The organism is Paenibacillus sp. Lou8.1 (genome assembly GCF_024213565.1).
GTDB lineage: Bacteria > Bacillota > Bacilli > Paenibacillales > Paenibacillaceae > Paenibacillus > Paenibacillus polymyxa_B.
The window spans coordinates 124,910-146,217 of the sequence record NZ_JANAVN010000010.1; the positions used below are offsets into that span (position 1 = coordinate 124,910).

A 21,308-nucleotide genomic window follows, 5' to 3' on the forward strand; every position below is an offset into this window, starting at 1 on the left:
ATCTATCAATATTTGGAGGAAAACGATATGTTTTGTTATCAGTGTGAACAGACGCCGAGTGGCGGGTGTAAAGTAGTTGGGGTGTGCGGGAAGGATGAGACGGTAGCGAGCTTGCAGGATACGATGATTTTTGCATTAAAAGGGATCGCTGCCTATGCGACACATGCTCGTCAGTTGGGATATAGCGATCCTGAGGTGGATCGGATCACGCACGAAGCGTTATATATGACCTTAACCAATTCTAACTTTAATGTACAAGAGCATTTGGAAATGGCGATGAAGGTCGGAAATGCGGCTGTACGGATCATGGATGTGCTGGATCGTGCGCATACGGATCGTTTTGGTATTCCGCAGCCGATTACCGTCAGTCAGAATAAAATCGAAGGCCAATGTATCGTCGTGACTGGACATAATTTGTATGCGCTGGAGGAATTGTTGCGGCAGACGGAGGGTAAAGGCATCAACATCTATACCCACTCAGAAATGCTGCCTGCCCACGGTTATCCGGCATTGAAGAAATATGCACATCTCAAAGGGAATATCGGTAAAGCCTGGTACGATCAGCGTAGACTGTTCGAGGAGTTCCCGGGTGCGATTCTCGCCACGACGAACTGTGTTATGCCGATTAAAGGTACGTATGCAGACCGCTTCTTCTCTTATGAAGTAGCCGGGCTGGAGGGAGTAGCCAAGATCATGGACGACGACTTTTCACCCTTGATCGAGCGTGCATTAGCCCTGCCAGCCGCAGATGTAGATTCGGAGCAGGTGCTTACGACAGGATATCATCATGAGACGGTTATCGGGCTGGCTCCTGAGATTATTCAGGCGGTTAAAGACGGGCATATCCGCCGTTTCTTTGTCATTGCAGGCTGCGACGCACCGGGCAAAGGCGGCAACTATTACCGCGAGCTAGCTACATCCTTGCCGAATGATACGGTCATTCTGACCACTTCCTGTGGTAAATTCCGCTTTAATGACGTGGATTATGGCACCGTTGGAGATACCGGCATTCCGCGTTATATTGATTTGGGGCAATGCAACAATTCGGGTTCTACTGTGAAAATCGCTCTGGCATTGGCGGATGCATTCGGTTGTACGGTGAATGAGCTGCCTGTCAGCATTGTGTTGTCCTGGTTTGAGCAAAAAGCCGTTGCCATCCTGCTAGGCTTGTTCAGCCTGGGCATTCAGGATATTCGCATTGGGCCAAAGCCGCCTGAGTTTATTTCTTCTGGTGTACTGGATGTGCTGGTGGAGATGTTTGGCTTGAAGCTAATTACGACCGCAGAGGAAGATATGAAAGCGATGTTGGCATTGTCGTAAGAGATTGGTGGGGAACTGCAAAGTGCAGTTCCTTTTTTGTTTCATCGTTCATCGATTCTTATAAAGATGTCCGTAAGAATCTTTAGTGCCAGTTCAGTATCTTTGGATTCACGAGTTCTTAGGAGAGTTAAAATGGTTTTTATACTCGAATCTTCTTCGGTAAGCTCATCATTTTCCTTCACATATGTAAGCAACTGATAGACGCCCACGTTCAATGCCTTCGCTATTTTCTCCAGATTTTTCAAAGATATATTTCTCTCCGCACGCTCAATGAAACCAATATAACTCGAATTGAATCCTGCTTTTTCGGCTAAAGCTTCTTGGGAAAGTCCTTTAGACTTTCGAATATCTCGAATACGTGTACCGACTAATTTCAAAAGTTCTGACATGAATACACCTCTCTATAGTAAGGGTTCTACAAAATCGATTCCAACCGCTCCAAAGTGCATATATAGACGAACTAGATCATCTCGACCTATATATTATTTATTGGAAGTCGCTTATTGGATTTTGCAAAATCCTCTAGTTAGAAGTGTAGAGAAAGAGTTACATCTAATTAATAAGTGTTAGTAAGTAAATTGAATTAAAAACTACTATATAGTAATATTTATTATGAAGCTTGTCCGGTAGCTAGAAAATTATACATCTTGATGGTTACATAATTGTGCTACGTTGCTCACATTGTTTCAGGATTTTGCAAAATCCTTGTTTATGAAATTTTAATTCAGGAGTTGATTCCCCTTGAAACATTACTCCTTAAGTCCCCAACTACATAGTGATTCCGATTTCAAATTGCCTAAGTACAGCGACACCTACATATTCAATTGCATGATGGATTTTCAAAAGCTTGCCGAATACCAGATCAAGCTTGCACAGATGATGCGCGACCATCATCAGTTTCAAAACTGCCTCATTCTTTGTGATCGAGCGATGTTTTCTATGGCTAAGGCCATTTATGTTCATCGAAACAAAATCATTCCATTGTATATTCGTTTATCCGTGACTGACCTGTTCCCTTTAATTCACACAGAGGCTGAGCCCAATTTAGATATGGTGCTGTTTATCGGTACGGTACATTATCTGGTTTCGGGAGAAGATGATGTATCTAAAGAGCCGATGAAGCTGGGGGAAGTAGACAAGTTGCTTTATAAAACGGACTCTATTCTAGAGTCTCTGTCACAGCGAATCGTAGCTGATCCGTCTAAGCGGTATCCATCTATTTATAAAGAAAATTCATTCAATGAATCGTTAGATCTTTTATCAATCATCCCCGATGCTTATTGAGCTAATGATATAATGACGAAAAGGAATATGTTGGATTACGGGTTAAAGCTTCCACATCAGAAAGGGTGTTATTTCATATGCCTACATACAACAAGCTGGTGCGGGATCGGATTCCGCACCTCATTATGTCTCAGGGCAAGGAATGTCGGACACACATTTTGGACCCAGAGGAATATAAGCAGGAGCTGAGAACGAAGCTTCGTGAAGAGACTGAGGAATATTTCGCGGCGGACAAAGATCAGGATGCGCTGGAAGAGCTGGCGGATATGCTGGAAGTCATCCGGGCACTAGCAGAAGTACATGGAGCGAATGCAGCAGAGCTGGACAAGCTGCGGGCGGACAAAGCTGAGGCACGGGGCGGATTCCAGGAGCGGGTGTTTTTAATTGATGTCGATGAAGCTTAATGTCAAGCTCATTACGGATAATTTAGCGGATGGACTTATCGCGGAGATACGATATGCCTCCGGGATTTTATTATGACTTCTTTTATAATGCAGTTCGGATTGATAATCTATTTTTTAAGGAAATGTATTCAACTACATCGTCAAAATGTTTAAGAGAAATATGGAATTATACAGGGGAAAGAAAATAAAGAGATTATTTGTGTTTGTGATTGAGAGAGTGTAGTAAACATCAGCAAAAGGTTCGTTACAGCAGGAAGTAATATTAAATGAAGCAAGTATATGCGAAGATTGAAATGAATGGTAATCGTTATAATGATGCACAGGTGATAATTGAGGTCTAAGCGCAGAAATTAAAGAAACAAAAGTGAGTTCTGGACAAGCCACATGAATCGTATGAAGAAGACATAATAACAGAAGCAAGTACTTTGGAGCGTCGCAGACGAGTGAAGAGCAGAATCGAGCGTTGAAGAAAATGGTGGAGCGGATTGTGTATAATTAGGGAAGGGAATCGAGTAGAGTTGACGGTTTGTTAAGATGAACCCAATTAGCCGTAGAGAGGGCCTCTGGAGTAATTACAGAGGTTCTTTTTGTTATTATTTAAGTTTTTTGGATTTAAAGAAATTGTAGGAATATTTTTAATGATACTAAAATTAATGGGAAAAGCAGGAGGAATATAAAATTATGTCGAAAGTAGTAGTTCATATGGACCATTATATTTACATCATTTATAAATTTGCAAATGACTAAGTAGTTTTGAGGGATGTAATTATTTGTTATGATTCAAAAAAGTATTTATGTAACGAAATAATTAGTATATGAGGTGCAATTATGGAACCATACATACTGGATAACAGTGGAATATATAGTTTGAGCGGATTTTCTTATCAAATACGAGTATTTGTTTATTATATGTTAAAGCTTAAAGAAGGAATGCAAATTGAGTTTGAAACGATTGATGATATTAATATGAAGAAAATTAAACCTCAACAACTAGATGATTTTGATGAAAAATTTTTGAATAAAATAGTTGGTAGTTCAACAAATGAAACAATGCAAGTTAAGAGAACCACTATCACGCAAAGTACCGCAGTACAAGTGTTACTCAATTGGATTTTACTCGAATCTTCGGAATATAAGGTTTCCAAATATACGTTGTTTACTGATGCTGAATATAACAATACAGATATATTGTTTAGTAATTCAGCGGAAACACTTTTTGAATCAATTAGAGACTCGGATAAGAGTAATAAGGCCACTATTACAAAGGTTAAAAAAATATACAAAGAAGTAGAAGAATTCAAAAATGTATACGACTCTATTAAAGAAAAATACGAATTTGTTTCTATGGAAAATATTGATGAGAAAATAGATGAAAATTGTTCAGAGTTATTTAGAAAAGCTGGTATAAATAAGGTTGTTTATTATCAAAGAATAAAGGAATTGTTACAGCATATTACCGTACAAATCATGGATAGCATATATAGTAAAAAACCCTATATATTCACCTATAAAAAATTCATTACATTAGTAGAAGAAATTTGCAGTAGGATGACGGAAGAAATAACGCTCCCTCAATATTCGGATTTTAAAAAGCTTCACTCTATTGATTTTAATGATTTAAGTATCTCAAAATCTAGAGAATATAAGCAATTACTTGCTTGTGAACTGCCACAGCCTATAATTAAAACGCATTTGGGATACGGTGAGTATTACAAGGAGTTACGTTTTAAATATATGGAGTTAAATAAGATCGGTAAGATTGATAATATCGAAGAAACAACACATGAGAACTTTGAGATGGTTAAATTTGAATTACAAAAAAATGGAAATGATACACCATTTAATCGTTTGAATGCAACAAAACAACAAGGGAACACATATGCACAAAATGAACATGTTCGTTTTGGATCAGGAATATTTTTAACAAAAGAAGGAATCGAAGACATCCAAATTTCTTGGAAGGATGATAAACATGAGACAACTGAAAATTGAAGTTGAATCCATTCAGGTTAGTATTTTTTGTGAAATAGTTTTAGATATTCTTAGGAAGCATAGGAGATTAAGCATAACTAAAACATTAGTTTTTGCCTACTTAATTAAAAAACAGCGTTTTATCCCTAATAGTGTTTATAACGGAAATAATACTCAAGATATTATTTATAAATGTCTTTCGCTCCTTTCTGGAGACTATTTAGAATTCTGTAACAGTGTAGAGTTTATTATTAAGGCAATCCATGTATTGAAAACTAGGAAGATTATTATTGTAGAAAATGATTTGTTATTGATTAAGGATAATTTATCTGATAGTCAAAGTATATTCAAAGAAACCAAATTCCTCGAAAAAGCCATTGAATACAGTAAGGGTATAAATGAAAGACAATTTATGAAAGAGGTCACTAATAATGTTTAAAATAATTAATTTAGAGCTTTGTAGTGTTGATGATAGTAAATTCATATACGAGTTTAAACCAGGGATTAATTATTTCAAAGGTAAAAATAGTTCTGGAAAAACTGAGTTCTATAGTTTTATTGATTTTATGTTCGGGTCCTCGGAAGATATTAGAAAAAAGCCTTGGTACAATGGAACATTAGCAAAGGCAACAATGCAGTTTGAATATAATGGTTTAAATTTTAAAATATCAAGAACCAGTAATCCTAATATAAATTATCTCTATTATTCAGATGAAGAGGAAACAGCCTTTATAGATTTAAGGGAGTATAAAGGAAGGCTAAATAAAATTTTTGCAAGAGATATTGACCTCCTTAAAGATTTGAAAAACTTTACAGAGGAAGAACTTACCTATAGATCATTTACAATGTTTAATTTTCTTGGTGAGAAAAGGCAAGGAGCGATTCATGATTTTTTTGACAAATGTAGTGATGTGAAATATTCGGTAAAACTGGCGCCTATATTAAATTTCATATTCAATAAACATCTTGAGCGCATATATGAGTTACAAAAAGAATTGAATTCTCTATTATCTGAAGTGAGGGAGTTAGAAACTGCAACAGCAAGGTATGATTTTATATTTGCACAAATAAATAAGAACCTTCAGAAACTAGGAACTGGAATTTGGTACTCTGGGAAAAATGCGGAAGATATAAAAATCAAACTTAATGAAATAAAGAACATGAATGACCTTGTTCTAAGCAAGAAAGAGAAGAATATTGCTGACTTGGAAGTAATGTATAGCAACATCTCTGAACAAATTAAAATATATGAAAACCGAATCTCTGATTATAAGCAAATTGAGAGAGACAATCAAAACAGAAAGTTATTATTAGAGAAGCTGAATTCACTACTTGGAGAAAATAGTGATTTTGAATATTTAGTTTCTCCATTACAAAAGTTAATTTCTGAACTTGATTCTACAATATCGTTTAGTAAATTTCTAATCGGGGACAGTACTATAAATGAACTAAAGAAACAAAGAGAACAAGTGAAAATGGAAATAAAAAGAAACGATTCTCGATTCAGACTATTTTCAATGGAAGAAAAGGCAAAGGCAATCATAATTATAGAAGATTATTTATCGGCAGATATTAGATCCTATGAAGATGAGCTAAAACAGAAAAAAAAGAGAATCAAAGAAATACGTGAAGAATTAAGGGTATTGCAAAATTCTGATGATAATAAAAAAATTGAGGAGTTATCCAAGTTTATTACAGATCTTTATCAATCTGCAAAGGATATTTCTTCAGTGGTAGATGATGATTTCAACCAAGAAGGTTTCAAGATACAGTATCTAAAAAAAGGTAATATATTGCAACCCACAATAATTAAAACAGAATTTGATGAAAATGAATTAAAAGAAAAGAAGGCTGTTAATTATTATATTGGAAGTATGGCAAGGCATACACTAATTCAATTGTGCGGTTATTTCGGATTTTTGAAAATATTAATAGAGGAGAATAAATATCCAATAATCCCTATATTGGTTATCGATCATTTATCTAAGCCATTTGATCATTCAAATTCAAAAGCTATAGGCAGAGTAATATCTAAAGCATATGAAAGTATCGGAAAAAACAAATTACAGCTTTTTATGTTTGATGATGAGGAATATGAAACATTGGATTTAAAACCAGACCATTCGGAGAACTTAGTTACTGAATTTAAAACAGGTTTTAATCCTTTTTTCACCTCAAAAATGAATGGAGATGCGGAGGGAGACCAAACTTAGGTTTTTGATAAATATAAAGCTATTTATCTAAGCCTTTAAGTATTAACGGGGAATGGGATACCTAATAATAACTCAAATCATTTAATTAAATTTATAATTTATTTAGGTATGGTTCGTTACTGAGGCATAGGTAATAAGAAATATGAGCCTCTGTGAATAAGTTCCAAAAAAGTGTAACTCTTTAGATAGCCGTTTTTAATGATTCTACAAATTGAGACTTTTGCCAATCGTAAAAAGGCCAAAGTCTTTTTGCATTTTCAAGGTATATGTGCGATCCTGATGATCCTTATTCCAACTTAAATCCCTCTACCCTCACCACAAAGGTTAAAATTTTATAAAAAAAGTTCAAAACCAGCAAAGACCTTTCCTGGCCTGGAATGATACCATGTGTTTGCACATAAAAAAAGGAGAGGTACTCGTTACCTCACTTATGTAAGCGCTATCTAATTACGGATCTAATCAGCACTGACCTGAGGATTTTGTAAAATCCTTACCTTCAAATGACCTGCATCACATGAGGAAAGGGGAACTTCATATGAAAAAAGGAGCTGTTGTCGTATGGCTTCTGGTTTTGGCCCTGATGCTTTCGGCCTGTAATTTGGCGGAGAGTGGAACGGGTAGCAAGGAAAAAGGCTATGTGGGCATTTCCATGCCGACCAAATCGTCCGAGCGTTGGGTAGGGGACGGAGAGAATATGGTCCGGTTGTTTCAGGAGCAAGGCTATAAAACGGATTTACAGTACGCCGAGGACGTGGTGGAAAACCAAATCTCCCAAATCGAAAATATGATCACCAAGGGTGTCAATGTTATGGTGATCGCTTCGGTCGACGGAAACACGCTGACGGATGTGATTCAGAAGGCACACGACCGAGGCATTCAGGTCATTTCTTACGACCGTCTGATTCGCAACACACCGTATCTGACGTATTATGCGACCTTCGATAACTTTAAGGTGGGCGTGCTACAGGCGGCATATATTGAGAAAAAGTTGGGACTCAAGGAAGGCAAAGGCCCGTTCAATATCGAGCTGTTCGGTGGTTCACCGGATGACAATAACGCTTATTTCTTCTTTAATGGTGCGATGTCTGTACTTAAACCGTACATTGATTCCGGTAAGCTGGTCGTACGCAGCAAGCAGATGACGATGGCGCAGATTGCTACACTTCGATGGGACGGAGCTTTAGCGCAGTCGCGAATGGATAACCTGCTGAGTGCGTACTATTCGGGGGCTAATCTGGATGCGGTACTATCCCCTTATGACGGCATTAGCATCGGTATCATTTCATCCCTGAAAGGGGTCGGATATGGATCAGCGAACAAGCCGCTGCCGATCATTACAGGGCAGGATGCGGAGCTGGCTTCCATCAAGTCCATTGTGGCTGGGGAGCAGACGCAAACTGTATTTAAGGATACTCGCAAGCTGGCTGAGCAAACGGTCGTAATGGCCAACAGCATTTTACAGGGCAAACAAGCGGAAGTGAATGACACCGAATCATATAACAACGGTAAAAAGATCATTCCTGCTTACTTACTTGATCCAATCTCGGTGGATCGGACGAATGTGGAAAAGGATATTGTCGGCAGTCACTATTACACCAAAGAGCAAATCGGACTGAAATAAGAGTAAGAATCCAACCGAAAGGAGTGTATCCCATGACTGGAATCATTTTGGAAATGAAGGGAATTACCAAAACCTTTCCCGGCGTGAAGGCATTGGAAAATGTAAATCTCAAGGTCAAGGAAGGCGAAATCCATTCCCTGTGCGGTGAGAACGGTGCGGGCAAATCGACGCTGATGAAGGTACTAAGCGGTGTATATCCGCATGGAACCTATGAAGGGGATATTGTTTTCCAGGGCAAAACGTGTGAGTTCAAGGATATCAAGCAGAGCGAGGAATTGGGCATTGTCATTATCCATCAGGAGCTGGCGCTGATTCCGTATCTCTCGATAGCTGAAAATATTTATCTGGGCAACGAACGCGCCAGTGGCGGTGTGATTGATTGGAAAGAGACTTTTGTGGGTACACGCGATCTGCTGTCCAAGGTCGGTTTGAGTGAGAATCCCAATACATTAGTTACGAACATTGGGGTCGGGAAGCAACAACTGGTCGAAATTGCGAAAGCGCTCTCTAAAAAGGTAAAGCTGCTTATTCTCGATGAACCGACAGCGGCGTTGAATGAGGATGATAGTGAGAATCTGCTTAATTTGATGCTGGAATTTAAAAGACAGGGCATCTCCTGCATTCTCATCTCCCACAAGCTGAATGAAGTCGCAAAGGTGTCGGATTCAATTACGATTTTACGGGACGGGAAGACGATTGAGACACTGGATATGAAAAAGGATGAGGTCACGGAGGATCGGATCATTAGCGGGATGGTTGGACGTGATCTGACCAGCCGTTATCCAGAGCGTCATGCCGAGATTGGCAAAGTCGTTCTGGAAGTGAAGGATTGGACGGTGTATCACGAGCATCATGCAGACCGTAAGGTGCTGGATCAGGTGAATTTGAATATTCGTCGCGGTGAAATTGTCGGTATTGCCGGGCTGATGGGGGCGGGACGGACCGAGCTGGCGATGAGCATTTTTGGCAAGTCGTACGGACGCAACATTTCCGGTCAGCTGATTAAAGACGGCAAGCCGATCCAGAACAACACGGTTACGGACGCGATCAACAACGGCTTTGCCTATGTAACGGAGGATCGCAAGGAGTATGGCCTCATTCTAATGGATGATATCAAGCGTAATATTTCGCTGACTGGACTGAACAAGCTGACGAAGGGCGCTGTCGTCAATGAGCAGGAGGAAGTCGTTGTTGCAGAGGAAATGAAAAAAAGCATGAACATCAAAGCGCCGAGCATTTTACAGAAAACGGGTAATCTGAGTGGCGGCAATCAGCAGAAGGTGGTGCTGAGCAAATGGATTTTCGCCGGGCCGGATATTCTGATTTTGGATGAGCCGACACGCGGCATTGATGTGGGCGCCAAATATGAGATTTACACGATTATTCATCGGCTTGCCGCTGAAGGCAAGGGAGTGCTGGTCATTTCGTCCGAACTGCCCGAGGTACTAGGCTTGTGTGACCGGATTTATGTCATGAATGCTGGGCGGATCACTGGAGAAGTTGGCCGTGAGGACGCGTCGCAGGAAACGTTGATGAGATATATGACCAAGTCAGGAGGCGTGAAGCATGGAAACCATAACTAAACTATTTAAAAATAACATCCGCCAATATGGCATGATGATTGCGCTGGTCGTCATTATGATTTTGTTCGAGGTGCTGACGGGCGGCCTGCTGTTGAAGCCGATTAATATTACCAATCTGATTCTACAAAACAGCTACATTCTCGTGCTGGCCATCGGGATGGTGCTGGTTATCATCACTGGACATATTGATTTGTCCGTCGGCTCCATAGCCGCTTTTGTCGGTGCGGTTGCCGCCATAATGATGGTCGACTGGCAGCTTCCAGCATGGATCGCTGTGATTGCATCTTTGCTGGTCGGGGCGTTAATCGGCGCATGGCAAGGGTTCTGGGTCGCTTATGTACGGATTCCGGCATTTATCGTTACATTGGCGGGGATGCTGCTCTTCCGTGGATTGACCATGATCGTGCTGGAAGGTCAATCGATCTCTCCATTTCCGGGGGGCTTCCAGAAAATCAGTTCAGGCTTCCTACCGGATTTTTCATCTACCGGTTATAACCTGGTATCCATCATTGTCGGTATTGCACTCACGGTATGGTTTATCGTGAACGAACTTCGCGAACGCCGTTCTCAGCTTAAATATGGATTTGAGGTTCCGTCACAAACGTTATTTGTACTCAAGTTGATTGTGGTAGCTGCGGTTATCAATCTGTTCACCTTTATGCTCGCGAGCTACGCGGGGATACCTAACATTCTCGTGCTGCTGTTCATACTGATCGTTGTATACTCCTTCGTCATGAACCGCACGATTATGGGCCGTCATGTGTATGCGTTGGGTGGAAATGAAAAGGCAGCGGGTCTGTCCGGTGTCAAAACGAAAAAGGTAACGTTCTGGGTATTCGTTAACATGGGCGTGCTGGCCGCCATTTCCGGTCTGGTCTTTGCTGCACGTCTGAACGCGGCTACGCCGAGAGCAGGTACGAACTTTGAGCTGGATGCCATCGCGGCTTGCTTTATCGGCGGTGCTTCGGCATCCGGCGGAATCGGAACCGTTTTTGGAGCCATTATCGGCGGTTTGGTCATGGGCGTACTGAATAACGGTATGTCTCTGATTGGTCTGGGTATTGACTGGCAGCAAGGCATCAAGGGCTTAGTACTTCTGCTGGCGGTTGCCTTCGATATTTACAACAAAAACAAAAGATCAGCTTAAGCTCAGATTCGATATCGTAAAACAAGACACCTCCAGTCCCACTTAAAATGTGGGTGCCGGAGGTGTCTTATATTTATTAGGTCTTGTCAGCTAACGCAACTAATCCGTCACCATTTGTCCGCCATTGACATGCAGCGTTTGCCCTGTAATGTAGGAGCCATCATCCGAAGCCAGCAGCACATAGGCGGGGGCCAATTCATAAGGCTGCCCGGCACGCTTCATCGGCGTATTGGTGCCAAAGATACGGATCGCTTCGGGCGGCTGTGTGGCGGCATTCAGCGGAGTCCAGATCGGACCGGGAGCAATGGCGTTCACGCGGATGCACTGATCGACCAGATTATTAGCCAGAGCGCGGGTGAAGCTGACAATGGCCCCTTTGGTAGCTGAATAGTCGATCAGATTTTTTTGACCAACATAGGCTGTAACCGATGCCGTATTGACGATGCTGGCCCCAGCCCGCATATATGGCAAGGCTTCTGTAGTCATATGGAAGAAGGAAATAATATTCGTATCAAACGTATCACGAAGCTGCTGTTCGCTGATATCCAGATACGATTCGCGCACAAACTGAACACCCAGGTTGTTAATCAGAATGTCAATCCGACCAAAGGTTTCCATCGTTTTTTGAACAACCAGACAGCAGTTGCTTTTTAGCCTTAGATCGCCCGGAATTAACAAACAACGTCTGCCGAGCTTATGAATGACATCACGGGTTTCCATAGCATCTCGATGCTCATCGAGATAGGCAATGACCACATCGGCCCCTTCTTTGGCAAAAGCTACTGCAACTGCACGACCGATGCCACTGTCCCCGCCACTAATAATAGCCACCCGATCCTGAAGCTTTCCGGTGCCAATATACTTTGGATTATCATAAATAGGGCGTGGAACCATCAGGTATTCCAACCCCGGCTGTCTATATTGATGCTGGGGAGGAAAGACAATCGGAACTTCTTTACATTGGGTTTCTGTACCATAATAAGGATATTGCCAATTCATTGATAATCCCTTCTTTAGGCGTTTTGAAATCCAATATATTCAAAATGGGCGCAAGCGGTGACTCTGGATTATCGCCTTATGCCGAAACCGTTGCTCCATCTGCCGGAATGTGAACGCGGCCCTCCAAACCTTCACGGTTGATGTGTTCCGTAAGCTCGGAGCGAGTTAGTAGACAATGGTTGATTGCTTCCATATGGACAGCCACGATTTGTGTGTAAGAGGCATGCTGCGCAACAGCCGTTACATCTTGGGCAGTCATAATGATGGGATCACCAATCGTAAACCGAGCCCCTCCAGCGTTCACAATTGTCCACTCCGGACGGTATTTATCCAGTGCTTCCGCGACTTCACTGCACCAGATCGTATCCCCGGCCAAATAGACGACAGGTTCACCTGGTGCCTGAAACACAAAGCCGGATACGGGTCCCATCTGTTCCCCGATTTCTCCGGTGCCGTGATGCCCGGTAGTACGGATGAGCTCAATTTCTCCCACGGAGCCAGCCACCGAGATCGGAGTAACCTGTGTAAAACCGTCAGCAGTAATTTGTTCTTCATTTCCGGGCTGGCAGAAGACGGGAATTTGTTTGTCCAACCAGCGTACTGCTGCCGGGTCCCAATGATCGGGATGCAAATGTGTGACGATCACAACGTCAGGCTGTCCGAGTGCCTGCCATTGCGGCGGCAACGGAACCAGCGGATTACGGCGGGCATTTTCCGTATTGGGAACCGGCGGATTTACGCCAGCATCACTCAACATCGGATCAATCAGAAATTTTACTCCAGCGTATTCGATCCATAAGGTTGCGTTGCGGATTAGTGTGATTTTCATATATGAAAGCTCCTTTGGTAGTGAATGTTTTTGGACAGAGTGTATTTTCGGTGGTTCTTTGTTTCTGTTACAATCATATCTGACGCAAGGAGCTACAGGCTACGGCCTGCTGAAAGGAAAACCAGCATTATCGTTTCATCATGAAAGGAAAAATAACTATGGAACTATTCGTACCTGATGACACCGATCTGCGCATTCTTCATCATTTAATTGAGGACAGCTCTTTATCGCACAAGGAGATCGGTCAGCTTGTTCATTTGACAGGCCAAGCAGTAGGAGCGCGTGTTCGAAAAATGCAGGATGCGGGCATTATCGAGGGCTATACGCTGCGCTGGAACCCTGAGAAAATTGGACAGACGATTCATGCCTTTATTACGGTTTTTTTGAATTCAGGAACAACTCACAGTGCTTTCCAGGCTTTTGCACGGGAGCATCCCTATATTGTCGAAATCCATCGAGTGAGTGGGGAAGGCTGTTATTGGATGCGCTTGCGCATGTCATCACAGGCAGAGTTAAATACCATGCTGGATGAGCTTACGAAGTTTGGTAATTACAAATTGAGTTTTTCCATTGGTGAGATTTAACGATAAAAGCTTTCGGCGTTTGTGCCGAAAGCTTTTTTATTTGGGCGAGGGCTATGAGGTCAACGTTATAGGCTTATTTTTAAAATATGCTGCAATCCGTGTTGTCCCATTTTAGTGTTGCCTTCATCGATAAAGCCGCATTTGCGATACAGACTTTGGGCAGGCAGATTACGGGCATTGACGCCCAGTACAATCTCGCGAATATGTGGGAAGTGTCTGGCGATGAATTGTGGTAGTAGAAGCAGCCCTTTTTTAGCGAATCCTTGTCCCTGATCTGCGTAATGAATAGAGAACGCGCGCAGCAACAGTGCCTCAGAAATATTCGTATAGTCCGCTAATTCATCCCCATCGTATAAAATGAAAAATCCAACGGGTCTTCTAGTAGCCGTAATCACGACAGGATGGCAGTGCGGATCTTCCTTGGCCAGTGTCAGCATTTCATCCGGCATTCCAGTAAACTGCTTCTGCTCCTCAGGCAAGTAGAAGGTATGTAAAATGGCATCATGTTCACAATGGTAAGGGACAAGCTCTACATTAGCAGTTGAAGAAGACTGTGAGGCGAATGTGGGATTATTCATCATTACACTCCGATCTGTATGGATTTTTAACTTTCTTTATCATCTAGTTTGCTAAAAAAAGAAACCTGAACTCGCCTTACTTACGTATTACCCATACATAAACTAGCATAGTCAAAAGGAGACGTCTACGGTTATGAAGCAGCTTGCAGAATATCGGGAAAGCCAGGACGTATTGCGTCATGAGCTGAAGAATATTGAAAAATGGGAAAAGGAACAGAAGGACATTTTTTTCTGGGAAAAAATCGGCAGATGGCCTTTTATGTTGCTGGATCGGCTGACGCCCAAAGTCATTAAAGACAAGCTGGAGCAACTGCTTAATGAGATGGGTAGTTTCATTCAGAACGGAGGCAAATATTTGGTGAAGGAAGAAACGGTTCTGAACAGGCTGAAAAAGACGGCCCATGAACATGTAATTCAGCAAAATGGCGCAGATTCCGTGTCGGATACGCAGGACCTGCCTCGTGCCGGGGAAAACGCTGATTCGGAACATAGTGCCGAACCTAGGTGGGAGTTGAAGCAGGCGGCTGAGCTCCCGCTAACAATCATGGATCGGACTGCTGACGATATGACGTCGGCTCGTATTACCTTTGCTACCGCTCAGGGAGCAACAACGGGAATTGGCGGTGTGTTTACGATTGCGGCGGATATTCCTCTTTTGCTCGGCTTGTCACTCAAAGTGCTTCAGGAAATAGCCTTGTGTTATGGCTTTAATCCCCATGATAAGCAGGAACGCATTTTTATTATTAAATGTATGCAATTTGCTTCATCCGATATTGTGGGTAAGAAGGCCGTATTAGAGGAGCTGGCTTTGTTTGATGATCCTTCACGTCAGACACAGGTTTTTTCCCAGATGCAGGGATGGAGAGAGGTCATTAACACTTATCGTGACCAGTTTGGATGGAAAAAGCTGCTTCAAATGGTCCCGATTGCGGGTATTTTGTTTGGCTCCATTGCGAACCGAAGCGCTATTAGTGACGTAGCTGAAGCAGGGAAAATGCTGTATCGGAAGCGTCGGATTTTAATGCGTTTGGAAGAAGTAGAGAGTGAGGAGTTACGTTAGTTGGGTATAAAGGTGTGTAGCGGCCAAGATGGCCGCTGCACGTTTGCCTGTTACACTTCGGCTCCATTTTCTTCCGCCCAGCGGTTCAGGGTTTTATCTGTAGGAAGCAGGAAGGTTAAGATGCCGAGCAGTGGCAAAAAGCCGCACAGGAACATGATGTGGGTGATGCCTACCTTGTCGATCCAGTTGCCGAGCACGAGTGCGCCCACACCCCCAAGGCCAAAAGCGAGGCCCGTAATGAGGCCGGACACCGTTCCGATTTTGCCGGGCACGAGCATCTGTGCATATACGACTGTAACCGAAAAGCTAGACAGCATAATAAATCCGATAATTGCCAGTAGGATCGCCGTCCAGAATTGGTTGGCATAAGGTAGTGCCAGCGCGAGTGGTGCAGCTAATACCATGGACAGAAAAATCATGTTGCGTTTACCAAAACGGTCCGCGAGCGGACCGCCAAAGAAGGTGCCCAGCGCTCCAGCCCCGAGGAACAGGAAAATGTAGAGCTGTGCATCAGCCAATGGCATTTTGAATACTTCCATCAGGTAAAACGAATAGTAGCTTCCGACCGAGGTCGAGTACCATGAACGGACGAATACCAGTAGAATGAGGACAATCATGGCAAACATAACACGGTTACGCACTTCAGGCTTCATGCGGCGTGCCACCGCTTTTTTGCGTGCAATGCCTTCTGTACGCAGGACGTTACCGTACCAGCGGGCGATGAACGATTGCACCACAATTCCCGCTGCCGCAATACCTGTGAACCAGATCGCACCAAATTGTCCTAACGGGATAAAAATCCAGCTCGTGAGCATCGGCGCCAGCGATTGGCCCGCATTGCCGCCAACTTGAAAAATGGATTGTGCCAATCCCCGACGCGGCCCGGCCGCCATATGGGATACGCGCGAGCCTTCAGGGTGAAAGGCAGCCGACCCCAGACCCACAAAGATGACTGCGATCAGCACCGCTTTATAATCGGCAGCATAGGCGAGCAACAGCATGCCAGTCAGCGTAAAGCCCATGCCGATGGGAAGGATAGCGGGCGTGGGCCGTTTGTCTGAAAACAAACCAATCACGGGCTGCATGATTGAAGCTGTAAAATTGATCGCGAATGAAATCCAGCCGATTTGCGTGTAGTTCAGGCTCATAGATTCCTTCAAGATCGGAAAGATCGCTGGAATGACCGATTGAATCGAGTCATTGAACAGATGGACGAAACTGATCGCAATCAGTATCGCAAAAACGGTGCCTTTCGCTTGTGGACCCGGGAGGGGGAGCGATCGGCCCGTTTCATTTTTTGTAGCAGATTTACTAGTCATGGCAACCTCCGAATATGTATGTATATTTTAAGATATAGGAAGCGATCCGTTTGCAGCAAATGGCTGAAAGTGGGATAAAGGCCACCTTTACTCATTACTGCTTGCCCATCCTGCTGGATACTCTTCATTGCTCCATTTAGTTAGAATTTCTAAAATCACATATCCAAATTCAAACATTTACCATCCTCAAAACCGATATATATGTGAGTATTTTGCATAAGTCCCAAGAGCGCTTTTCAAATTAGCAATATAGAGATCGAAGTGATCTAGTTCGTCTATATAATGTATTTTTGAGCGTTGGGAATGAAGTTATGCAAAATATTGATATTGAAATATAGATAGAAAAGGGGAACCACGATGAGAAAAGCAACGAAGATTTTGCTGGCAGTATCTATGGTATGTGGAGCGGTGGTGGGAACTGCGTTAAACAATGTAGAAACAGCAGTAGCGGCAAATGTAACGACGAACAACACTTGGAAAAACGCTAAAATTATAGACGTGATCGACCGGAATAACTACATACTGGATGATGGTTCTTTATGGAGAAAGAGTATAGATGGCCCGGTTATTGAGAAATTGGATTTGAAGGGCATTACAGGCAGCAAAAACGAGAGCCAAGGTTATTATGGCTGGACTGAGGACGGGAAGGTAGCCATCTGGGATGATAACTCCGACCCAAAAGTGACGGCTCAATCCTCAGGAGTTAAAGAAATTACAGGTGAGGGTTTGGCTATTAAAACCGATGGGACGATCTCCTGGGGAAGAGAACAGGTTGAGGGAATATCGGATGCTATAGACGGTGATAAGGTAAGTACCTACTTTACGGTTCTTACTCGATCCGGTGATGTATGGTATTCCACAGGGTACGCAGAATCTAAGCCCCGCAAGATAGGTCATGTAGATGGTGCGCTTGATATCAAAATGAGTACGGCGTATGCTGCAGTGCTTAAGGAAGATGGCCATGTCACGATGCTGGATATGCTGACCAATGAACCACCGCGCGAAGTGGGAAGTGATATTGCTTCGATTTTATGGAAAAAAGGTACACATGTCTTGATTACTGTACATCATGACGGGACTGTATGGAGCTATGACCGAATGAAGAAATATCCAGCTGTGCAGCTTAGCGGGTTATCTAATGTTGCACGGTTGGTTGATTCGCCTGACGAGCTTTTTGCACAATTAAAGGATGGCTCTTGGGTTGGCTATAAGGACGGAATCACGACTGCGCTGAGCTTGCCTACATTAACGGGTATGTCCTTGTTGACGACCTCCAAAGAGGCTGCTATCGGCGATACGATTCAATTAAATGTACAAGAGACGTATTCGAACGGTTATCGACTAACACGTCATCCCGAAGCTAGTGAGATTGAAGTGGAGAAACCGCAGGTTGCCGAGCTACAGCAGAATGGTTCCGGTACACTCAAAGTAAGGGGCATTGGAAGCACATCCGTAGCTCTGCGGACCGAAGGAATACCCTCTTCTTTTACACTAAAGGTATCGTCCGATCAAACCTTGACCGGGGCGGCTATACTGAACGGTAATGTGTATTTGCCTGTGCAGTCTGTGTTCAAGACGCTGGGTGGATCTGTTACCGTGGCGAACCAGACCTTTACGATCAAGCTGGGTAAAAACAATATCGTACTCCAAAAAGGGAGTTCCACCGCAATGGTGAATGGTAAACCTGTTGCACTGAAGGGCAAGGTTCAAACGGTTAACGGACAGGTTGTATTCCCGGGAACATTACTGACCGATCTGAAGTTGGGCGGATTCAAATGGAATCGTGACCGCCAGCAAGGAGAATTATCTGTGGGCGCTACCAAGCTGGTCATTGAGACGCCGGAAACGGCAAAAATTATCAGAGCCATTGATCTGGGCAGTCTGTCCAAACTAATTGGCAAAACCTATTGGGTCAATAACTTCTATAGCGCTGGAGAGCGATTTGGCAAGGTAACAGTTAAAGATATCGAAGTCAGCACGGACCCGAACGGTGTTAAATCTTACGAAGTTATTTTCCAGGGGGCCAATGGCGAAACTTATAACACGTTTTCCATCATCGGAGCTTCACGCATTCCACAAATGCTGTCTGATCCCGATCAATTTCTGACTTACGATCCGTACAAGAAATACCAATGGTCGCAAGCCATCTGGAACAAGATTAAAAATAATGAGGTAAGCTTGGGCATGAATACGACGCAGGTGCAGTTCGCATGGGGAAACCCAACAGTCAGAGAAAAGGGGGCTGCTTCAAACGGAACTCAAGTCGAAGCCTGGGTATACGGCAACCGTAGTCTTTATTTCAAGGCGGTAGCTTTCGTGAATGGCAAAGTCATAGAAGTATGGCTGTAGGGTAGCTGGTTTTTCTATAACGGTTTGAACGAGGTGTCTCCAGAGTCGTATATACGGCTCTTGGGATGCCTTTTTTTCATTTAACAAAACTAAGCTCTTGATTTAACAAACTTAAGATATGATTCTTTATGTCATACATCTTGTTATTTAGATAATAGCTCCGTAGAGAAAGCACGAAGAGCACAAGAGAAGAGAGGATCTGATTTGAGAATGAAATCGCTAAGGAAACCATTATCAGTTGCATTACTATCTTTACCATTACTTCTAGGTTCCCTGGGTGGAAGTTATGCGAGTGCGGCAACCCTACCAACAACGGTAACTCCAACAGAACCGTCATGGGGATACTTCGTAGATCATTATAAAAATAATAGTTCTGCAAATAAGACGGAAAGCGCTAATCCGACTCTCGGATTGCTCTCCGAATTTAATAAGCTTTGGACTCCCGGTGCTACTTGGGATACAGGTACCAAGCTAAACAGCAGCGTGCTGGACGCCAATATTCAAAAAGTGATTGATATAGCTGCTCGTCGCACTTCTAGTGAGGCTGATGCAGCTTATTTGGATGATCGCAGAAACCAGAGCTACAGTGTGATCGACGGTCTGGGTTCGCTCACTGATGTATATCGAAAGAATGCAGGTGCCACAACAACGATCAACGACATTCCGGCAGATGCTCTGACTAAGAAATACGAAGATGAGGGAACGAATGCTGGGAGTACAAGCTCCAATCTCGGCAACATCGTAAATCTGGTAAATACCTTGCGCGGGGAATATTCTACGACGAACCCAGCTAAGTCTTATTTTAGCTACCCTCGCCCATTTCGCTGGAGCGATAACTCAGTAGTTGTTCCGAGCCTTATTCCCGCTCTCAAAGCTGATGCTACTAGCGATGGCGGCTTTCCTAGCGGTCATACCAATGCTGCGTATCTCAGTTCTATTGCTATGGCCTACGCCGTGCCGGAGCGTTATCAAGAACTGCTGACGCGAGCTTCGGAGCTGGGCAATAACCGTGTTGTTGCTGGTATGCATTCACCGCTTGATGTTATGGGAGGGCGTGTCATGGCAACGGCGATGGCGGCTGCTATCCTGTCTGATCCAGCCAATAGCAGCTTGAAGAAAGCCGCTTATCAGGATGCTCGTAAACAACTGCTATCTCAAAAAGGTACAGCTCCAGATCGGTTCAGCAATTATGCCACAAACAAAAAAAATTATAATCAACGATTAACATACGGATTCAGTCAGGTTAATCCAACTACGACGCCAATGACAGTGCCTAAGGGAGCTGAGGTACTATTGGAGACACGCTTGCCTTACCTGGATAGCACACAACGTCGTTGGGTTTTGGGTACCACGGGGATTCCTTCCGGCTATCCTGTACTTGATGATGCTGAGGGATGGGGACGATTGAACTTGTTTTCCGCTGCGGATGGCTACGGTGCTTTCGCCAATAATGTGACGGTGAATATGGACGCTTCCAAAGGCGGTTTCAATGCATTGGATCGCTGGCGCAATAATATCTCTGGTGTTGGAAAGCTGACTAAAAAGGGAACAGGTACGTTGAAGCTAATGGGTAACAATACGTATTCCGGCGGTACACAGATCGACCAAGGTACTTTGGAGGGAACTTCGGAAACGGCTTTCGGAAGTGGTGGAATTACGAATAACGGGGGAACTTTTCTTAAAAATGCTTCTGGAAAGCTGATTATTGGCGGAAATTACAGACAATCTGCCAAGGGAACACTTGAGCTTAACCTGCGCAGTAAAAATGATGTACTCAAAATAAAGGGAACAGCTATACTCAACGGAAAATTACGTCTGAATTTTTCTAACAAATATGTACCGGCTAATGGTGCTACGATCTTAACTTATGCTAAACGAAATGGAGCATTTTCTTCCATTGAAACGGTAGGTTTACCAAGCAATTATAAAGTGAAGGTTATCTATACAGCTGACAGTGCTCAGTTGAAAGTCACTAAGTAAAACATAATTAGCTCGCTATATAACAATTGAAGTGCACCTTTAAAATACATGGGGATGTATTCTAGGG

Annotated in this window: 18 protein-coding genes; 13 read left to right on the forward strand and 5 right to left on the reverse strand. The window is 43.2% G+C overall.

Translation table 11 applies throughout. From position 1 onward, the window contains the following. Positions 1 to 27 precede the first annotated feature (27 nt). Complete coding sequence (gene hcp / locus NLX78_RS15780; RefSeq protein WP_061831199.1) at positions 28 to 1,320, forward strand: hydroxylamine reductase; 1,293 nt, start codon at positions 28 to 30, stop codon at positions 1,318 to 1,320. Positions 1,321 to 1,361: 41 nt separating this feature from the next. Here hcp and NLX78_RS15785 read toward each other — a convergent pair whose 3' ends face one another. Continuing rightward, positions 1,362 to 1,709, reverse strand: coding sequence for a helix-turn-helix domain-containing protein (locus NLX78_RS15785; RefSeq protein WP_254350930.1), 348 nt, complete (start codon positions 1,707 to 1,709; stop codon positions 1,362 to 1,364). A 352-nt stretch (positions 1,710 to 2,061) separates the two neighbouring features. Here NLX78_RS15785 and NLX78_RS15790 point away from each other — a divergent pair, with 352 nt between their 5' ends. From NLX78_RS15790 to mmsB, 8 genes are all read left to right on the forward strand, one after another. Then, positions 2,062 to 2,604, forward strand: coding sequence for a hypothetical protein (locus tag NLX78_RS15790; RefSeq protein WP_367988288.1), 543 nt, complete (start codon positions 2,062 to 2,064; stop codon positions 2,602 to 2,604). Positions 2,605 to 2,681: 77 nt separating this feature from the next. Then, positions 2,682 to 3,008 (forward strand): nucleoside triphosphate pyrophosphohydrolase, encoded by a 327-nt coding sequence (locus NLX78_RS15795; RefSeq protein ID WP_254350932.1) that lies wholly within the window; start codon positions 2,682 to 2,684, stop codon positions 3,006 to 3,008. 828 nt (positions 3,009 to 3,836) lie between these two features. Further along, positions 3,837 to 5,000 carry a hypothetical protein gene (locus NLX78_RS15800; protein WP_254350933.1) on the forward strand — a complete coding sequence of 388 codons (1,164 nt, stop codon included), beginning with the start codon at positions 3,837 to 3,839 and terminating at the stop codon, positions 4,998 to 5,000. Next, positions 4,981 to 5,418: a hypothetical protein gene (locus tag NLX78_RS15805; protein ID WP_160789574.1), complete on the forward strand. Its 438-nt coding sequence runs from the start codon at positions 4,981 to 4,983 to the stop codon at positions 5,416 to 5,418. Before NLX78_RS15800 ends, NLX78_RS15805 begins: the two co-directional genes overlap by 20 nt. After that, a complete protein-coding gene (locus NLX78_RS15810) occupies positions 5,411 to 7,192 on the forward strand; it encodes a hypothetical protein (RefSeq protein ID WP_254350934.1) in 1,782 nt (593 codons plus the stop codon). The genes NLX78_RS15805 and NLX78_RS15810 overlap by 8 nt, the downstream gene beginning before the upstream one ends. Positions 7,193 to 7,727: 535 nt before the next feature. Continuing rightward, positions 7,728 to 8,813 carry a multiple monosaccharide ABC transporter substrate-binding protein gene (chvE, locus tag NLX78_RS15815; RefSeq protein WP_061831190.1) on the forward strand — a complete coding sequence of 362 codons (1,086 nt, stop codon included), beginning with the start codon at positions 7,728 to 7,730 and terminating at the stop codon, positions 8,811 to 8,813. Positions 8,814 to 8,845: 32 nt separating this feature from the next. Continuing rightward, positions 8,846 to 10,396, forward strand: a complete 1,551-nt coding sequence (mmsA, locus tag NLX78_RS15820; protein ID WP_235307542.1) for a multiple monosaccharide ABC transporter ATP-binding protein — start codon at positions 8,846 to 8,848, stop codon at positions 10,394 to 10,396. Then, positions 10,380 to 11,543: a multiple monosaccharide ABC transporter permease gene (mmsB, locus tag NLX78_RS15825; protein WP_254350935.1), complete on the forward strand. Its 1,164-nt coding sequence runs from the start codon at positions 10,380 to 10,382 to the stop codon at positions 11,541 to 11,543. Before mmsA ends, mmsB begins: the two co-directional genes overlap by 17 nt. 99 nt (positions 11,544 to 11,642) lie before the next feature. Here mmsB and NLX78_RS15830 read toward each other — a convergent pair whose 3' ends face one another. Next, complete coding sequence (locus NLX78_RS15830) at positions 11,643 to 12,542, reverse strand: SDR family oxidoreductase (RefSeq protein WP_254350936.1); 900 nt, start codon at positions 12,540 to 12,542, stop codon at positions 11,643 to 11,645. 76 nt (positions 12,543 to 12,618) lie between these two features. Further along, a complete protein-coding gene (locus NLX78_RS15835; protein ID WP_254350937.1) occupies positions 12,619 to 13,371 on the reverse strand; it encodes an MBL fold metallo-hydrolase in 753 nt (250 codons plus the stop codon). A gap of 158 nt (positions 13,372 to 13,529) precedes the next feature. Between NLX78_RS15835 and NLX78_RS15840 the strand changes: the two genes are divergently transcribed. Continuing rightward, positions 13,530 to 13,955 carry an Lrp/AsnC family transcriptional regulator gene (locus NLX78_RS15840; protein ID WP_025720601.1) on the forward strand — a complete coding sequence of 142 codons (426 nt, stop codon included), beginning with the start codon at positions 13,530 to 13,532 and terminating at the stop codon, positions 13,953 to 13,955. A gap of 65 nt (positions 13,956 to 14,020) precedes the next feature. On the opposite strand, the gene NLX78_RS15845 is transcribed toward NLX78_RS15840, so the two are convergent. Then, a complete protein-coding gene (locus NLX78_RS15845) occupies positions 14,021 to 14,533 on the reverse strand; it encodes a GNAT family N-acetyltransferase (RefSeq protein ID WP_254350991.1) in 513 nt (170 codons plus the stop codon). Positions 14,534 to 14,666: 133 nt separating this feature from the next. Between NLX78_RS15845 and NLX78_RS15850 the strand changes: the two genes are divergently transcribed. Beyond that, positions 14,667 to 15,593, forward strand: a complete 927-nt coding sequence (locus NLX78_RS15850) for an EcsC family protein (RefSeq protein WP_254350938.1) — start codon at positions 14,667 to 14,669, stop codon at positions 15,591 to 15,593. A gap of 50 nt (positions 15,594 to 15,643) precedes the next feature. Here the strand turns inward: NLX78_RS15850 and NLX78_RS15855 are convergent, their stop codons facing one another. Next, entirely contained in the window at positions 15,644 to 16,912 is a 1,269-nt protein-coding gene (locus NLX78_RS15855; protein ID WP_069291294.1) for an MFS transporter, read from the reverse strand. Positions 16,913 to 17,269: 357 nt separating this feature from the next. Between NLX78_RS15855 and NLX78_RS15860 the strand changes: the two genes are divergently transcribed. Both NLX78_RS15860 and NLX78_RS15865 read left to right on the forward strand, forming a co-directional pair. Then, positions 17,270 to 19,261 carry a stalk domain-containing protein gene (locus tag NLX78_RS15860; RefSeq protein WP_254350939.1) on the forward strand — a complete coding sequence of 664 codons (1,992 nt, stop codon included), beginning with the start codon at positions 17,270 to 17,272 and terminating at the stop codon, positions 19,259 to 19,261. Between the two features lie 210 nt (positions 19,262 to 19,471). Beyond that, entirely contained in the window at positions 19,472 to 21,241 is a 1,770-nt protein-coding gene (locus tag NLX78_RS15865; protein ID WP_254350940.1) for an acid phosphatase, read from the forward strand. Positions 21,242 to 21,308 lie beyond the last annotated feature (67 nt).

Coding starts and splice junctions, on each gene's coding strand:
- NLX78_RS15865 (WP_254350940.1), top strand. CDS start 19,472: ATGAAATCGCTAAGGAAACCATTATCAGTTGCATTACTATCTTTACCA.
- mmsB (WP_254350935.1), top strand. CDS start 10,380: ATGGAAACCATAACTAAACTATTTAAAAATAACATCCGCCAATATGGC.
- NLX78_RS15835 (WP_254350937.1), bottom strand. CDS start 13,371: ATGAAAATCACACTAATCCGCAACGCAACCTTATGGATCGAATACGCT.
- NLX78_RS15795 (WP_254350932.1), top strand. CDS start 2,682: ATGCCTACATACAACAAGCTGGTGCGGGATCGGATTCCGCACCTCATT.
- NLX78_RS15840 (WP_025720601.1), top strand. CDS start 13,530: ATGGAACTATTCGTACCTGATGACACCGATCTGCGCATTCTTCATCAT.
- NLX78_RS15830 (WP_254350936.1), bottom strand. CDS start 12,542: ATGAATTGGCAATATCCTTATTATGGTACAGAAACCCAATGTAAAGAA.
- NLX78_RS15805 (WP_160789574.1), top strand. CDS start 4,981: ATGAGACAACTGAAAATTGAAGTTGAATCCATTCAGGTTAGTATTTTT.
- NLX78_RS15850 (WP_254350938.1), top strand. CDS start 14,667: ATGAAGCAGCTTGCAGAATATCGGGAAAGCCAGGACGTATTGCGTCAT.
- NLX78_RS15785 (WP_254350930.1), bottom strand. CDS start 1,709: ATGTCAGAACTTTTGAAATTAGTCGGTACACGTATTCGAGATATTCGA.
- chvE (WP_061831190.1), top strand. CDS start 7,728: ATGAAAAAAGGAGCTGTTGTCGTATGGCTTCTGGTTTTGGCCCTGATG.
- mmsA (WP_235307542.1), top strand. CDS start 8,846: ATGACTGGAATCATTTTGGAAATGAAGGGAATTACCAAAACCTTTCCC.
- NLX78_RS15845 (WP_254350991.1), bottom strand. CDS start 14,533: ATGAATAATCCCACATTCGCCTCACAGTCTTCTTCAACTGCTAATGTA.
- NLX78_RS15810 (WP_254350934.1), top strand. CDS start 5,411: ATGTTTAAAATAATTAATTTAGAGCTTTGTAGTGTTGATGATAGTAAA.
- NLX78_RS15860 (WP_254350939.1), top strand. CDS start 17,270: ATGAGAAAAGCAACGAAGATTTTGCTGGCAGTATCTATGGTATGTGGA.
- hcp (WP_061831199.1), top strand. CDS start 28: ATGTTTTGTTATCAGTGTGAACAGACGCCGAGTGGCGGGTGTAAAGTA.
- NLX78_RS15800 (WP_254350933.1), top strand. CDS start 3,837: ATGGAACCATACATACTGGATAACAGTGGAATATATAGTTTGAGCGGA.
- NLX78_RS15855 (WP_069291294.1), bottom strand. CDS start 16,912: ATGACTAGTAAATCTGCTACAAAAAATGAAACGGGCCGATCGCTCCCC.